Origin of the sequence: Cognatishimia sp. WU-CL00825 (assembly GCF_040364665.1) — a bacterium.
Lineage (GTDB): Bacteria > Pseudomonadota > Alphaproteobacteria > Rhodobacterales > Rhodobacteraceae > Cognatishimia.
Map to the genome: position 1 here is coordinate 1114252 of NZ_BAABWX010000001.1, position 13134 is coordinate 1127385.

16 protein-coding genes are annotated in these 13134 nt (G+C 53.9%); 10 read left to right on the forward strand and 6 right to left on the reverse strand.

The window, feature by feature from the left end; all coding sequences use genetic code 11:
* Window positions 1–17: 17 nt before the first annotated feature.
* The 4 genes from bcp to ABXG94_RS05495 all read left to right on the forward strand — a co-directional run bounded on the left by bcp (window position 18) and on the right by ABXG94_RS05495 (window position 3234).
* Window positions 18–485, forward strand: a complete 468-nt coding sequence (gene bcp, locus ABXG94_RS05480) for a thioredoxin-dependent thiol peroxidase (protein WP_353532796.1) — start codon at window positions 18–20, stop codon at window positions 483–485.
* Window positions 482–1318: a ferritin-like domain-containing protein gene (locus ABXG94_RS05485; protein ID WP_353532797.1), complete on the forward strand. Its 837-nt coding sequence runs from the start codon at window positions 482–484 to the stop codon at window positions 1316–1318. Before bcp ends, ABXG94_RS05485 begins: the two co-directional genes overlap by 4 nt.
* A gap of 139 nt (window positions 1319–1457) precedes the next feature.
* Window positions 1458–2768 carry a DUF5930 domain-containing protein gene (locus tag ABXG94_RS05490; RefSeq protein ID WP_353532798.1) on the forward strand — a complete coding sequence of 437 codons (1311 nt, stop codon included), beginning with the start codon at window positions 1458–1460 and terminating at the stop codon, window positions 2766–2768.
* Entirely contained in the window at window positions 2758–3234 is a 477-nt protein-coding gene (locus ABXG94_RS05495) for a bactofilin family protein (protein ID WP_353532799.1), read from the forward strand. Before ABXG94_RS05490 ends, ABXG94_RS05495 begins: the two co-directional genes overlap by 11 nt.
* Before the next feature lie 180 nt (window positions 3235–3414).
* Here the strand turns inward: ABXG94_RS05495 and ABXG94_RS05500 are convergent, their stop codons facing one another.
* Genes ABXG94_RS05500 through ABXG94_RS05510 form a run of 3 tightly spaced genes read right to left on the reverse strand, consistent with a single transcriptional unit; the run spans window position 3415 to window position 4765 of the window.
* A complete protein-coding gene (locus ABXG94_RS05500; RefSeq protein WP_353532800.1) occupies window positions 3415–4047 on the reverse strand; it encodes a class I SAM-dependent methyltransferase in 633 nt (210 codons plus the stop codon).
* A gap of 46 nt (window positions 4048–4093) precedes the next feature.
* Entirely contained in the window at window positions 4094–4312 is a 219-nt protein-coding gene (locus ABXG94_RS05505; RefSeq protein ID WP_353532801.1) for a helix-turn-helix transcriptional regulator, read from the reverse strand.
* A gap of 3 nt (window positions 4313–4315) precedes the next feature.
* A complete protein-coding gene (locus tag ABXG94_RS05510; protein WP_353532803.1) occupies window positions 4316–4765 on the reverse strand; it encodes a hypothetical protein in 450 nt (149 codons plus the stop codon).
* 230 nt (window positions 4766–4995) lie between these two features.
* Here ABXG94_RS05510 and ABXG94_RS05515 point away from each other — a divergent pair, with 230 nt between their 5' ends.
* Window positions 4996–5607, forward strand: coding sequence for a 3'-5' exonuclease (locus tag ABXG94_RS05515; protein ID WP_353532804.1), 612 nt, complete (start codon window positions 4996–4998; stop codon window positions 5605–5607).
* Window positions 5608–5619: 12 nt separating this feature from the next.
* Here ABXG94_RS05515 and ABXG94_RS05520 read toward each other — a convergent pair whose 3' ends face one another.
* The 3 genes from ABXG94_RS05520 to ABXG94_RS05530 all read right to left on the reverse strand — a co-directional run bounded on the left by ABXG94_RS05520 (window position 5620) and on the right by ABXG94_RS05530 (window position 7763).
* On the reverse strand, window positions 5620–6594 hold the full coding sequence (locus ABXG94_RS05520; RefSeq protein WP_353532805.1) for a DUF3179 domain-containing protein: 975 nt from the start codon (window positions 6592–6594) through the stop codon (window positions 5620–5622).
* A gap of 118 nt (window positions 6595–6712) precedes the next feature.
* On the reverse strand, window positions 6713–7264 hold the full coding sequence (locus ABXG94_RS05525) for a peptidylprolyl isomerase (RefSeq protein ID WP_353532806.1): 552 nt from the start codon (window positions 7262–7264) through the stop codon (window positions 6713–6715).
* Window positions 7254–7763: a peptidylprolyl isomerase gene (locus ABXG94_RS05530; protein ID WP_353532807.1), complete on the reverse strand. Its 510-nt coding sequence runs from the start codon at window positions 7761–7763 to the stop codon at window positions 7254–7256. The genes ABXG94_RS05525 and ABXG94_RS05530 overlap by 11 nt, the downstream gene beginning before the upstream one ends.
* 127 nt (window positions 7764–7890) lie before the next feature.
* Here ABXG94_RS05530 and ABXG94_RS05535 point away from each other — a divergent pair, with 127 nt between their 5' ends.
* From ABXG94_RS05535 to ABXG94_RS05555, 5 genes are all read left to right on the forward strand, one after another.
* Window positions 7891–9069, forward strand: a complete 1179-nt coding sequence (locus ABXG94_RS05535) for a phosphoglycerate kinase (RefSeq protein ID WP_353532808.1) — start codon at window positions 7891–7893, stop codon at window positions 9067–9069.
* Between the two features lie 157 nt (window positions 9070–9226).
* Window positions 9227–10120: a fructose bisphosphate aldolase gene (locus ABXG94_RS05540; protein ID WP_353532809.1), complete on the forward strand. Its 894-nt coding sequence runs from the start codon at window positions 9227–9229 to the stop codon at window positions 10118–10120.
* A gap of 201 nt (window positions 10121–10321) precedes the next feature.
* Window positions 10322–10624: an FtsB family cell division protein gene (locus ABXG94_RS05545; protein WP_353532810.1), complete on the forward strand. Its 303-nt coding sequence runs from the start codon at window positions 10322–10324 to the stop codon at window positions 10622–10624.
* A 125-nt stretch (window positions 10625–10749) separates the two neighbouring features.
* Window positions 10750–11739 (forward strand): pyruvate dehydrogenase (acetyl-transferring) E1 component subunit alpha, encoded by a 990-nt coding sequence (pdhA, locus tag ABXG94_RS05550; protein WP_353532811.1) that lies wholly within the window; start codon window positions 10750–10752, stop codon window positions 11737–11739.
* 12 nt (window positions 11740–11751) lie between these two features.
* Window positions 11752–13131 carry a pyruvate dehydrogenase complex E1 component subunit beta gene (locus tag ABXG94_RS05555; protein WP_353532812.1) on the forward strand — a complete coding sequence of 460 codons (1380 nt, stop codon included), beginning with the start codon at window positions 11752–11754 and terminating at the stop codon, window positions 13129–13131.
* Window positions 13132–13134: the final 3 nt, after the last annotated feature.

Consider the following 13134-nt stretch of genomic DNA (forward strand, 5'->3'; position numbering starts at 1 on the left):
AACCCCAAGGAGTTGTCATGCTTAACATAGGCGACATCGCGCCCGATTTTTCGCTCCCTGAAACCGACGGCAATGCAATTTCATTGTCGGCACAAAAGCCCAATGCCGTTGTGCTGTTTTTCTATCCGCGTGATAGCACCAAAGGATGCACAGTTGAATCCATTGATTTTAGCGCTGCGCTTTCTGACTTTGCCACACTCAACACCAAGGTTTTTGGCCTATCCAAAGACAGTCTAACAAGCCACGCCAAGTTTCGGGACAAGCACTCTTTGACCGTGCCGCTTTTGTCAGATGAAGACAGCGATGTCTGCGAGGTCTATGGGGTTTGGAAAGAAAAAAAGATGTACGGCAAGACCTTTATGGGCATAGAACGGACGACATTTTTGATTGATGGAGCCGGGAAAATTGCTCAAATTTGGCGCAAGGTAAAAGTTCCCGGACACATTCAAGAAGTGTTGGAAGCCGCTAAAGCGGTGGCAAAATGATCACCTTGGCAGAAATGGCGGTCGAGGTTCTGACCACTGCAGATGGGCGCGAGAAAGCGGCCTTGTCACGCAACCACGCCAAGGCGTGGTTCGCCGCGCGTGACACCAACCAAGACCTGCAAATTGGGTTGGCAACGCCACCGCAAAAACCTGCCCGGCCTGACAAGCCCGATCTTTTGTCCCCCCGAGATGTGCCGCGTCGTCGTCCCGGAAGCCCGCAGGGACAAATCGCCCTGCTGCATGCGGTCGCGCATATCGAATTGAACGCGGTGGACCTGCATTGGGATATCATCGCGCGCTTTGCCGATATCAAAATGCCGATCGGGTTTTATGACGATTGGGTCAAGGCTGCTGACGAAGAAAGCAACCACTTTAATCTGGTTAGCGATTGCCTAGAGGAACTGGGCAGTTTCTATGGCGCATTGCCGGCACATGCTGGAATGTGGCGCGCCGCAGAAGACACCGCTGAAGATTTTATGGGGCGTTTGGCCGTTGTACCAATGGTGCTAGAAGCACGTGGCCTTGATGTCACCCCCGGCATGATCGAGGTTTTTAAGCGTGCCAAGCTGACAAACGTAGTTGAGGCACTGGAAGTCATTTATGCCGAAGAAGTGGGTCATGTTGCTTATGGATCCAAGTGGTTTCACTTTTTGTGCGGACGACACGAACTTGATCCCAAAGATGTATTTCATGAATTGGTGCGCAAGTATTTCCACAGCCCGCTTAAGCCTCCCTTCAACGAAGAGAAACGTGCTGACGCAGGACTGCCGCCAGACTTCTATTGGCCCTTGGCCGACAAAATTCCCGCTAAGGTGGTAAAGGGCGGCAAATAAACGCCGATTTCCCGCGCAATCGCTGCTGAAACCGGCAGTTCTTGGTAAAATACTTGCCGTTTAAATGTCGTCTCGTTAAGGAAACCCAGCGCCGTTGGGGACAAGAGCGGCGTGACAGTGGGGAAACAAAGGGACGACCGTGAGAACACGTCTGGCGATCAAAATTCATGCGCTACTGGAACGCTATTTTCCAGAGCGCCGACTTTTCCTTAGATCTGATACGGATACCCGTTTCATCCGCCTAAGACCCAGCACACAGTTGTTAGCCTTTGCAGGCAGCAGTTTCATCGTGGCCTGGGCCATTGTGGCGACCGCGATTTTGCTGATGGACAGCATTGGGTCCGGTAACTTTCGCGAGCAAGCCAAACGCGATCAAGAAACCTATCAGCTGCGTCTGAACGAAATTTCCAACCAAAGAGACGCAAGATCCAGTGAAGCGTTGGCGGCGCAGGGACGGTTTAATGCGGCTTTGGATCAGATTTCCAAAATGCAGTCGCAACTCTTGGCTTCCGAAACGCGGCGGCGGGAACTGGAAACCGGTATCGAAGTCATTCAGGCCACGCTGCGTCGCACGATGAAGCAACGCGACGCAGCGCGTCTAAATATTGCTGCGCTTGAAGCAACTGAAAACGGCGCAGGCGTATCAAGTCTCAACGGCAATCTGGATGCCACGGGTGTTCAGACGCTTGCCCTCGCATTGGCAGAGACCGCTCAGGAGCGCGATGACATTTTTGCCCGCGCCCAAAATGCTGTTCAACAGGCCGAAGATATGGAGCTTGAGCTGAAATTGCTTGAGGCCCAGAACGATCAGATATTCAGCCAGCTCGAAGATGCGATGACTGTCTCTGTCGAGCCGCTTGAGAAAATGTTCCAAGCCGCCGGTTTATCAACCAAGTCTTTGCTGGAAGAAGTGCGGCGCGGCTATAATGGCCAAGGTGGCCCCTTGTTGCCGATTTCCGTATCAACATCGGGCGGAGAGCTGACCCCGGATGCCAAACGCGCCAATGCGCTTTTGAACGGGCTTGACCGGTTAAACATGTACCGTATTGCCGCAGAAACCGTGCCCTTTGCCAACCCGGTCAAAAGCGCTGTGCGCTTTACCAGCGGCTTTGGGATGCGCTGGGGCCGTATGCATAAGGGTGCCGACTTTGCCGGACCAACCGGCACCAATATCTATTCAACCGCTGACGGCGTGGTGGCACACGCGGGTTGGTTGTCGGGATATGGACGCCTGATTAAGATCAAACATGCCAATGGGATAGAGACAAGATATGCCCATCTGGCGAAAATCCGCGTAAATGTTGGCCAAAGGGTCTCGCGTGGGGATCATATTGGTGATATGGGGAATTCCGGACGGTCTACCGGTACGCATCTGCATTATGAGGTGCGTGTGAATGGGACAGCCGTCAACCCGATGAAATTTATCAAGGCTGCAAGAGATGTTTTCTAAAAGCAAAATCAACGAGCCCGGCCCAAAGGCCGCAGAGTCCGCAAAACCAGCTGCTCCAGAAGCCGCAATCCCTGCAGCACCCAAGGGAGCAGAAATGAAGTCCACCGCGCCAAAAGCCAAACCACCGGCATCTGTCTTATCCGCTGACCTGCACATCCAGGGCAACATGAAGACAACAGGCGATATTCAAGTTGAAGGCACAGTCGAGGGCGACATCCGCGCCCACCTGTTGACCATCGGCGAAACCGCTACAATTAAGGGTGAAGTCGTTGCGGACGACGTTGTGATCAACGGTCGTATCGTAGGCCGCGTGCGTGGTTTGAAGGTGCGTTTGACATCAACCGCGCGCGTCGAAGGTGACATCATTCACAAGACAATCGCCATTGAAAGCGGTGCGCATTTTGAAGGTTCTGTACAGCGTCAAGATGACCCGCTGTCAGGTAAATCAAAGAAGGCTGCTGAATAAGCAACCGCCTAGACCAGCATTTCAAAGGCACCCGATTGGGTGCCTTTTTTCGTTTCAGAGGTTTCGCGGCGAAACGGTTGCTGTACAACGCACCGCTTCCTTTAGATTGCGTTATTTGTACAATTTGTACGTTTCGCGGCCTCAAACGTACGATTCGCCAAGGCGCAAATTTCGCATTTGTCACTCAGATCTGCGCGCAACGATGAAAACGCCTGCACTTTCTGGTGGACGCCAGCTGTGTTCAACCTCAAATCCATGTTCGGTGATGGTGCGTTCCAGACCCGCACCGGTCAGGCGTGCAACCTTTGGCAATAGGCCGATGGCACTGAGCGTCGGAAACACAAAGCGCTCAAATCCACTGGTATCACCCAGACACACCGTAGATGAAAAGAATAGGCCTCCGGGTTTTAACGATTTATGCACGTGTCTTAGCGTGGCCTGCAAATCAGTCACCAGATGCAAAATAGACAATCCTAGAACCACATCATAGCCCTGCCCTGCAATTGGGATGGGCCAGTCCTCAAACGCCGCCATCTCAAAATTGACATTTGTTATGTCCTGCGCGTTGGCCTTTTCTTGGGCGATGGCAATCATTTCCGAAGAGAAATCTATTGCGTCGATATGGGCCACACGCGGCGCATGGATCAGCGCGGTGGTGCCGGTGCCACAGCCAAATTCAAGCACCCGGTCTGTGGGCTTTAAAAGCGCAGCGGTGGTTTCTAGCTTTGTTTGATAGGCCTCTGGGTTTGCCACCGGACGGCGGGCGTATCCGCGGGCCATGACATTCCAGAAACGTGTGGGGTGTACAAGCATCACAAATCCTCTCGTTACTCTTGATCTACAAAGTCAGTGCGGCACATTATTGCGCGTCGGTGATGTCAAAAACCTCTTCCAGAGGCTTATCAAACACCCGAGAAATCAGGATCGCCAGTTCAAGTGTTGGCGAATATTTAGCGTTTTCGATGGCAACGATGGTTTGACGTGTGACGCCCACTTGCTCTGCCAGATGCTTTTGGGTCATTTCATCGGCGTCAAATCGCAGCCGCCTGATATTATTGGTGATCTTGAGCTTCCCCATGCATCAATACCCCCGGCGATAGCTGAAGAACTTCACCAGATCGGCCCCCATTGACCCTGCGGCCATGCCAAAATAGATGATGTTGAAACCCACTAGGGCTGAATAGCCAAGCGCCAGCGCAATCACAGCAGATACAAACCCTGCCCCGGCAAAGCCCACTATGGCCATCATGCCGCGCCGCTCAAACAGCCTGTCACGCTCGTCCACAACAAAGCTGGGCTTTGGGTTGCCGGTGACAATGGCAAAGCCGATGTTGAACAGAATTGTTCCGGCGATGGTGGCAAGAATACCCAATGGGATGACCCAGATCACCATACGCGCCCAGACATTCACCGCATCGGGCCCGTTGAACTCTCCGCTGGCATTCATGTCGAGCAACCGCAGCAGGATATAGGCGCTGATCGCCAGATTTGAGAGAATGGACACAACGTTATTGCGTTCTTGATAGGTCACTTTGGCCTCCTGAAACGATGGCTGGGCGGGGTTAAAACTTGTTACCGTGTCAATTAACACATACATCAGGTATGAATAAACATACACTGAGTCAAGTATCTTTGACACGATAAATTGAGACCCTCTGACGCGGTTCACGCAAAAACCGACAAATTCAATTACTTAGCTGTGGAAAATATTTGTCGCTGTTTCGCCGTTGACCTTTGCTGCGGCATCTCTGATCAAGGGGGATGCTTGCTGATTTTGCCCTTCCCCTGCCATGCCCGAAAGCAGATCGCGACTTTCGCTTTGTCGGATTGGATGTCGAGACCGCCAATGGGGATAGTGCGAGTATTTGCCAGATAGGTTTGGGCTGCGTTGACGCCACAGGAGAAATTGCCACGTGGTCTACATTTGTGGACCCGCAAATGCCGTTTGCGTCGTTTAACGTCGACTTACATGGGATTGGAGCGCAGACAGTGCAAAACGCGCCAACCTTTGCGCAGGCTTGGGAGCAACTGCTGCCGTTTTTATCGCGCCATGGTTTGGTACAGCACAGCCGCTTTGACGAGAAAGCGATTGACGCGGCATGTCGGCATCATGCGCTAAAGCTGCCGGACTTAGCCTGGTCAAATAGCGTGACAATTGCGCGGCGCGCCTGGCCGGAACTGCGCGGCAATGGTGGGCACGGCTTGGCCAATCTAAAAAAGGTATTGGGGCTGAAGTTCAAGCATCACGATGCGGGTGAAGATGCGCGCGCAGCTGCCGAGGTGGTGTTGCGGGCGCAAACGGTGCTTGGGGTTCCGCTTGGCAGCTTGGTGCCCCCACCAAGGCCAGTTCAGTTGAAACTGCCGCTTTGGTGAGCGCGGGCCACTTTAACCGTCGCCCAGCATCCAATCGCCGTCGGGCCAGAAGGCGTGATAGGCAAAGGCAAACATCACGTCATGGGCCACGTCGTTGCCCTGCCCGTCTTTGACACGAATAGAGCCCACATCGCGGGATTTGGCGATATTGCCGCCATCCAGTGCAGAGGCCTGTCCTGCGACCCATGAAATGGTCACCCCGGCCTCGGTGACGGTGGAGGATTTGCGCAGGCGTTCAAGTGGCCAGGCACGATCCCCGACGCGCACAACGCGTGCCAAGGGAGAAATGTCATGTGGTGGCATTTCGCCGTTATACAGAAATGGCCGGCGTGAGGTGTCATAGCCACGATAGGGGTTGCTGCCATAGCTGCGGTTGTATCCCGGTTCGTCCATCACCAAACCATCTGGATTGCGGGTCGAGAATTCCTCCCAGCTTTCCATCCAAGTGGGCAATGTCGTGAGTTTGACCCCGTTCAGATCCCCAACAATACCGCGGCCAATGGCCTGCTGCCACCAGCTTTGGGTTTCGCGGTCGTACATGACCATATCCGAGTTGCGCAGTTTGCCAGAGACGCCAAAGGTCAACGTGCCTTGGGCAACGCGACGATCAAAGGTGATGCCCGAGTTGCACAACGGACAAAAGGTCACCGCAATCGGCGTGTCACCAACCACGTCATTGACGATTTCATGCCAAGTCAGATAGCGAATGGGATAGGCGCGTGGGATCTCTCCATCGATCTCTACGGTGATAACTGGTTCGCGCGCACCGATGCGGCTTTCGTCAGCCACTTGTACAAAACTGGGATCACTTAGGGCTGGAATACCATCTTTGGGCGGACCACCCGACAGGATTTCCTTCCAATTCTCAACAGAGGTTTTTTCGAAATTCGTATCCGGCCATTCATGCTGCCAGAAGTTTGGGTCAGCCGAGGCGGTGGTCATTGTCAGGCACAGACCAACGGCCATTAATGTCTTGCGAAAAAGCATGGGGCGCACTCCGTGTTGGGCCAGACCAACATGGGCTCAAATGCAGGGCCATGACTAGCCCCACACACGGTGATGTGACCAAGAATGACCAGCCAAGCGCTGATCCAAACAAAGTCTATTAGTCGGTCACGGTGACCGTTTTCATCACATCAGGCTGGCCGATAACCGCGCCATTTTGACCCGCGCCGCGTTTGATGGCATCGACAATATCCATGCCTTCGGTCACGCGGCCCACCACGGTATATTGGCCGTTCAGGAAATAGCCTTGATCAAACATGATGAAGAACTGGCTGTTTGCTGAATTTGGGTTCTGGCTGCGCGCCATGCCCACCACGCCACGATCATAGGGCGTGTCAGAAAATTCGGCAGGCAAATCCGGGAAAGCGGACCCACCGCGTCCCGCCATGCGCACATCGTCGCCAAGCTTGCCAAATTCCACGTCACCGGTTTGGGCCATAAAGCCATCAATCACCCGGTGAAAAACGATATTGTCATAGGCACCCTGCTCTGCCAGCGTTGCGATACGCTCGGCGTGCAATGGCGCGACATCTTCGAGCAGATCGATTTTGATGGTGCCATTGGCCCCCTCGCCTTCGACCTGCACCTCGATGCCAGTGGCAAGCGCAGGGCTTGCCACCAGGGATGCGATGATTGCGAGTTTACGCAACATCAGCAGCCACTTTCACAGAGATCATACGATCTGGGTTCGCAGGTGGCTCGCCTTTGACGATGGCATCCACGTGCTCCATGCCGGACACAACACGGCCATAAACGGTGTATTGACCGTTCAGAAAGTTGTTGTCCTTGAAGTTGATGAAGAATTGTGAGTTTGCAGAATCTGGGTTCTGCGAACGGGCTGCGCCCAATGTGCCGCGATCATGTGGCAGTTTAGAGAACTCGGCTTTGAGGTTTGGCAAAGAAGAGCCGCCGGTGCCTGCTGAGCGCAGGTTGAAGTCTTTTTCCATGTTGCCGTTGGCCACGTCGCCTGTTTGCGCCATGAAGCCATCGATCACGCGGTGAAAGCAGACGTTGTCGTATTCACCGGACCGCGCCAGTTCTTTCATACGCTCAGAGTGGCCGGGGGCGACCTCTGGCAGCAGTTCAATGACGACTGTGCCGTCTTTGAGTTCCATCAAGATGGTGTTTTCGGGATCTTTGTAATCGGCCATTTGGCGCTCCTGTCTTAAACTTTGAGCGCAAACTAATCATCATGGCCCAGAAAGCCAAGCACAGCATTGACCTGCCCCCTCTATGCTTTAAGGAACTAGGCAAGAAATTGCATCAGGAGAGCGACAAATGGCTTGGAAAACTCTGGACGATATGGATTTGGCGGGCAAACGCGTTTTGGTGCGTGTGGACATCAACGTGCCGATGGACAAGGGCGTTGTCACCGACGCCACGCGGATTGAACGGATTGTGCCCACCATCAAAGACATTCTCGCGATGGGTGGATCACCGATTTTGCTGGCGCATTTTGGCCGCCCCAAAGGCAAACATGTGCCCGAGATGTCGTTGAAACCTTTGGTGCCGGCCCTAAGTGACGCCTTTGGCACAGAGGTGACCTTCATCGAGCGCCCCAGCCATGACGAGATTTTTGGCATGCCTGGGGATGCGGTTGTGTTGATCGAAAACACCCGCTTTAGCGCCATGGAAGAAGCCAATGACCCGCAGATGGCGGGGTTTTTGTCGACCTTGGGGGATGTCTATTGTAACGACGCCTTTTCTGCGGCGCACCGGGCGCATGCCTCTACTACGGGTGTTGCCGAATTGATGCCAGCCTGTGCCGGTCGTCTGATGCAGGCCGAATTGTCCGCCCTAGAAGGCGCGTTGGCGACGCCAGTACGGCCGGTTGTGGCTGTGGTTGGCGGGGCGAAAGTGTCTAGCAAGCTGGAACTATTGGGCAATCTGGTGGCCAAGGTTGATCATCTGGTGATTGGCGGCGGCATGGCCAATACGTTTTTGGCGGCCAAGGGTCTGAATGTAGGCAAATCGCTGTGCGAACATGACATGACCGACACTGCTCTGGAGATCCTGGAGAAAGCCAAAGCAGCAAATTGTGAAATCATCCTGCCCAGCGACATTGTGGTGGCCGCAGAATTTGCGGCGGGTGCCGCCAATGAAACCGTGGCAGCAGAGGCCTGCCCCGCCGATAAGATGATTTTGGACGCCGGTCCAGACACCGTTGCGAAAATCGTCAGCGTGTTTGAAACAGCCAAGACTTTGATCTGGAATGGTCCTTTGGGGGCCTTTGAAATCAAACCGTTTAACGCGGCCACCGATGCGGCGGCGGCCAAGGCAGCTGAGCTGTCTAAATCTGGTGCCTTGGTCTCTGTCGCCGGGGGTGGTGATACGGTTGCAGCCCTTAATGGCGCAGGCGCAGCAGACAGCTTTACTTATATCTCGACCGCAGGCGGCGCATTCCTGGAATGGATGGAAGGCAAAACCCTGCCCGGCGTTGCTGCACTTGAGCAATAAGTGAAACAATCTGCGCATCTGCGCAGGAATTTGCACAAGTTTGGCGCTAACATCAATTGTTAGCGCTAGCTTTATTGCAAGCAGAGTTTCGGTCGCTTAGAAGCAAAACATAAATCAAAATTCTCGGAAACTTCCTTATTTTAAAGGCTGAACTGGTATGTCTAAAGAATCACAAGCTGATCTAATTCGCGCAGGAAAGGGCTTTGTGGCGGCCCTAGATCAATCGGGTGGCTCTACACCAAAGGCATTGGGGCTGTATGGCGTGTCAGAAGACGCCTATAGCAATGATGATGAAATGTTCGGCCTGATCCACCAAATGCGGGCGCGCATCGCGCAAGCCCCGGCCTTTACGGGCGAAAAGGTTGTTGGCGCGATCCTGTTTGAAAAAACCATGGACAGCGAAATCGCAGGCAAGCCTTCGGCGACGTTTCTGTGGGAAGATCGGGGCGTTGTGCCGTTTCTAAAAGTCGACAAAGGGCTGGCTGACACCACGGACGGTGTGCGTTTGATGAACCCGATGCCCGAGCTCGACGCGTTGCTTGATAAGGCCAACGCTGCTGGTATTTTTGGCACCAAAATGCGTTCGGTGATTGATGCGGCCAATGCGGCGGGCATCAAGGCCAATGTGGCCCAGCAATTTGATGTGGCAAAACAGATCATCGCCAAGGGGCTGACACCCATTGTCGAACCAGAAGTGACCATTTCCATTGCCGATAAAACAGCCGCTGAAGACATTCTGCGCGACGAAATTCTGGCTCAGTTGAATGCGCTGAACGACGATCAGAACGTGATGCTGAAACTGACATTGCCCAACACAGCCAACCAGTATCAGGCGCTTGTGGATCATCCACGGGTTCTGCGGGTTGTGGCGCTGTCTGGTGGCTATTCTCGTGAGCAAGCCAATGACATGCTGTGCCAGAACAACGGTATCATCGCGTCTTTCTCGCGCGCATTGACCGAAGGCCTGTCCGCCCAGCAAAGCGAAGCAGAGTTCAACGACGCCATCGCCGGTACCATTCAATCAATCTATGACGCGTCCTGCGCGGGGTAAGCCCCCTCGTTTGACTAAGTTGAATTTGCCCCCGTCGGATGCCTCCGGCGGGGGTATTTTTGTCAAGAACAATACCAGAGGGCGCAGAGTTGCCGGCTTTGGCAAAAAAACGAATCAGAATTCATTTTTGGGATTCACATGGCGAATCGCCTGTGGCATAGTCTGCGTAGAGGGTCGCAAAGGCCCCGTTTTGAGGCAGACATGGCAGTAACAAAATCCCGTCCGACATTTGGGCCGATCCTATTTTTTGGCATCGCGTTCACATTGGCTCTCTATTTTACCTTTGCCGCTGTGCAAGGGGATTATGGCTTGTTCCGTCGGACGGAGATTTTGGCTGAGGCGCAGCTTTTGCAAGTGGAACTGGCGGCCATGCAATCGGATGTGGCGCGTATGGAAAACCTGACCGAGCGCCTGTCAGATGACTTTCTGGATCTGGATCTTTTGGACCAACAGGCCCGCAGTGTTTTGGGCATGTTGCGCGCCGATGAAATGGTCATTCGCTAAGGCGTCTTACCAACTCTCTGAAAAATACCTGTTTTTTGCGCTGGATTACCGGCGGCCCCCGTGGTTTCATGCTTTGGACAATAGTTTAAGGCTAAACAATTAAACTCGGGGAGGTTGTGTGTCTTATGGCTGCGAAGAAAGCTGTGAAGAAACCAAACGTCAGCGGTGACGAACTTAAAGAATATTATCGGGAAATGTTGTTGATCCGGCGCTTTGAGGAGAAAGCCGGCCAATTGTATGGCATGGGATTGATCGGCGGGTTCTGCCATCTTTATATCGGGCAGGAAGCGGTTGTTGTTGGGCTGGAAGCGGCCACCGAAGAGGGCGACAAACGTGTCACATCCTATCGCGATCACGGGCATATGTTGGCCTGCGGCATGGATCCAAATGGTGTGATGGCCGAATTGACTGGCCGTGAAGGTGGCTACTCGGGCGGCAAAGGCGGCTCGATGCATATGTTTAGCAAAGAAAAGCATTTCTATGGCGGACATGGCATTGTCGGGGCACAGGTGCCCATTGGGGCCGGTCTGGCCTTTGGTGACAAGTACAAAGGTAATGGCCGGGTGACCTTCACCTATTTTGGCGATGGGGCGGCAAACCAAGGACAGGTCTATGAGACGTTTAATATGGCGGCCCTTTGGGATCTGCCAGTGGTGTTTGTGATTGAAAACAACCAATACGCCATGGGCACGTCGCAAGCGCGCTCGACCTCTAGCCCAGATATCTATACCCGCGGCGAAGCCTTTGGCATCAAAGGCGAAGTTGTCGATGGCATGGATGTTTTGGCGGTGAAGGAAGCCGGTCAAAAAGCCGTGGCACACTGCCGTGCAGGCAACGGGCCATATATTCTAGAGGTGAAAACCTATCGCTATCGCGGCCATTCGATGTCTGATCCGGCCAAGTACCGGACGCGCGAAGAAGTGCAGCGGGTGCGCGAAGAACGGGACCCGATCGAACGGGTGCGTGAGATGTTGTTGAGTGGCAAACACGCCTCTGAGGAGGATCTGAAAGCCATTGATAAAGAGATCAAAGCGGTTGTGAATGAAAGCGCCGAATTTGCGAAAACCAGCCCATTGCCCGCCGAAAGCGAGCTGTGGACGGATATTGTGGCGTAAGGAGACATAACGATGGCTATTGAAATTTTGATGCCCGCGCTTTCCCCCACAATGGAAGAAGGCACATTGGCGAAGTGGTTGGTCAAGGAAGGCGATGAGGTCAGCTCTGGTGACATCCTTGCTGAAATCGAAACCGACAAGGCGACCATGGAATTTGAAGCGGTTGACGAGGGCAAAATCGGTCACATTCTGGTGGCTGAGGGCAGCGAGAATGTGGCGGTGAACACAGCTATTGCCACGCTTCTGGTAGATGGTGAAGAGGCCGGTGCGGCCCCTGCCCAGACCTCGGCCCCGGTTGCTGCAAGCGACGCGCCTGCACCGGCACAGGCGGCGGTGCCCGTAGCCGCGGGCGCGACAACAGAGCCTGTGCCAGTGATGAACCTAGAGCCGGACTGGCCTGCGGGCACTGAGCTGCGCAAAACAACCGTGCGCGAAGCTTTGCGCGACGCAATGGCAGAAGAGATGCGCGGTGAACAAGATGTCTATTTGATGGGCGAAGAAGTTGCTGAATATCAGGGGGCCTATAAGATCTCTCAAGGTTTGCTTGATGAATTTGGCAGCAAAAGGATCATCGATACGCCGATCACCGAACACGGGTTTGCCGGTATTGCAGTTGGCTCGGCCTTTGCGGGGCTGAAGCCGATCGTAGAATTCATGACCTTTAACTTTGCCATGCAGGCGATTGATCAGATCATCAACTCGGCGGCCAAGACATTGTATATGTCTGGTGGTCAGATGGGCTGCCCGATTGTCTTTCGGGGCCCCAATGGGGCGGCGGCGCGCGTGGGTGCGCAGCATTCACAAGATTACGCGGCGTGGTATTCCATGGTGCCCGGTTTGAAAGTCGTGATGCCCTATTCGGCAAGCGACGCCAAAGGCCTGTTGAAATCTGCTATTCGTGATCCGAATCCGGTGATCTTTTTGGAAAATGAAATCCTTTATGGCCGCAGCTTTGATGTGCCGGTCATGGATGATTTCACTGTGCCAATTGGCAAGGCGCGTGTCTGGCGCGAAGGCACGGATGTGACCCTCGTCAGCTTTGGCATTGGCATGCAATATGCCTTGGAAGCCGCAGATAAATTGGCCGAAGACGGCATTTCTGCCGAAGTGATTGATCTGCGCAGCTTGCGGCCGATTGATTATGACACGGTGCTGGCCTCGGTGATGAAAACCAACCGTTGTGTGACCGTCGAAGAAGGCTGGCCTGTTGGCTCGATTGGCAACCACCTGTCGGCAACGATCATGGAAAAGGCCTTTGATTATCTGGATGCGCCCGTGATCAACTGCACCGGCAAAGATGTGCCAATGCCCTATGCGGCAAACCTTGAAAAACTGGCCTTGGTGACCACGGATGACGTGATTGCTGCGGTCAAACAAGTGACTTATCGGTAAGGA

What these genes read in the sequence shown, in the direction of transcription:
- ABXG94_RS05495 (WP_353532799.1), top strand. Translation starts at nt 2,758, where the DNA reads ATGTTTTCTAAAAGCAAAATCAACGAGCCCGGCCCAAAGGCCGCAGAG.
- ABXG94_RS05545 (WP_353532810.1), top strand. Translation starts at nt 10,322, where the DNA reads ATGGCAGTAACAAAATCCCGTCCGACATTTGGGCCGATCCTATTTTTT.
- ABXG94_RS05525 (WP_353532806.1), bottom strand. Translation starts at nt 7,264, where the DNA reads ATGTTGCGTAAACTCGCAATCATCGCATCCCTGGTGGCAAGCCCTGCG.
- ABXG94_RS05500 (WP_353532800.1), bottom strand. Translation starts at nt 4,047, where the DNA reads ATGCTTGTACACCCCACACGTTTCTGGAATGTCATGGCCCGCGGATAC.
- ABXG94_RS05485 (WP_353532797.1), top strand. Translation starts at nt 482, where the DNA reads ATGATCACCTTGGCAGAAATGGCGGTCGAGGTTCTGACCACTGCAGAT.
- ABXG94_RS05520 (WP_353532805.1), bottom strand. Translation starts at nt 6,594, where the DNA reads ATGCTTTTTCGCAAGACATTAATGGCCGTTGGTCTGTGCCTGACAATG.
- ABXG94_RS05535 (WP_353532808.1), top strand. Translation starts at nt 7,891, where the DNA reads ATGGCTTGGAAAACTCTGGACGATATGGATTTGGCGGGCAAACGCGTT.
- ABXG94_RS05530 (WP_353532807.1), bottom strand. Translation starts at nt 7,763, where the DNA reads ATGGCCGATTACAAAGATCCCGAAAACACCATCTTGATGGAACTCAAA.
- pdhA (WP_353532811.1), top strand. Translation starts at nt 10,750, where the DNA reads ATGGCTGCGAAGAAAGCTGTGAAGAAACCAAACGTCAGCGGTGACGAA.
- ABXG94_RS05505 (WP_353532801.1), bottom strand. Translation starts at nt 4,312, where the DNA reads ATGGGGAAGCTCAAGATCACCAATAATATCAGGCGGCTGCGATTTGAC.
- ABXG94_RS05540 (WP_353532809.1), top strand. Translation starts at nt 9,227, where the DNA reads ATGTCTAAAGAATCACAAGCTGATCTAATTCGCGCAGGAAAGGGCTTT.
- bcp (WP_353532796.1), top strand. Translation starts at nt 18, where the DNA reads ATGCTTAACATAGGCGACATCGCGCCCGATTTTTCGCTCCCTGAAACC.
- ABXG94_RS05515 (WP_353532804.1), top strand. Translation starts at nt 4,996, where the DNA reads ATGCTTGCTGATTTTGCCCTTCCCCTGCCATGCCCGAAAGCAGATCGC.
- ABXG94_RS05555 (WP_353532812.1), top strand. Translation starts at nt 11,752, where the DNA reads ATGGCTATTGAAATTTTGATGCCCGCGCTTTCCCCCACAATGGAAGAA.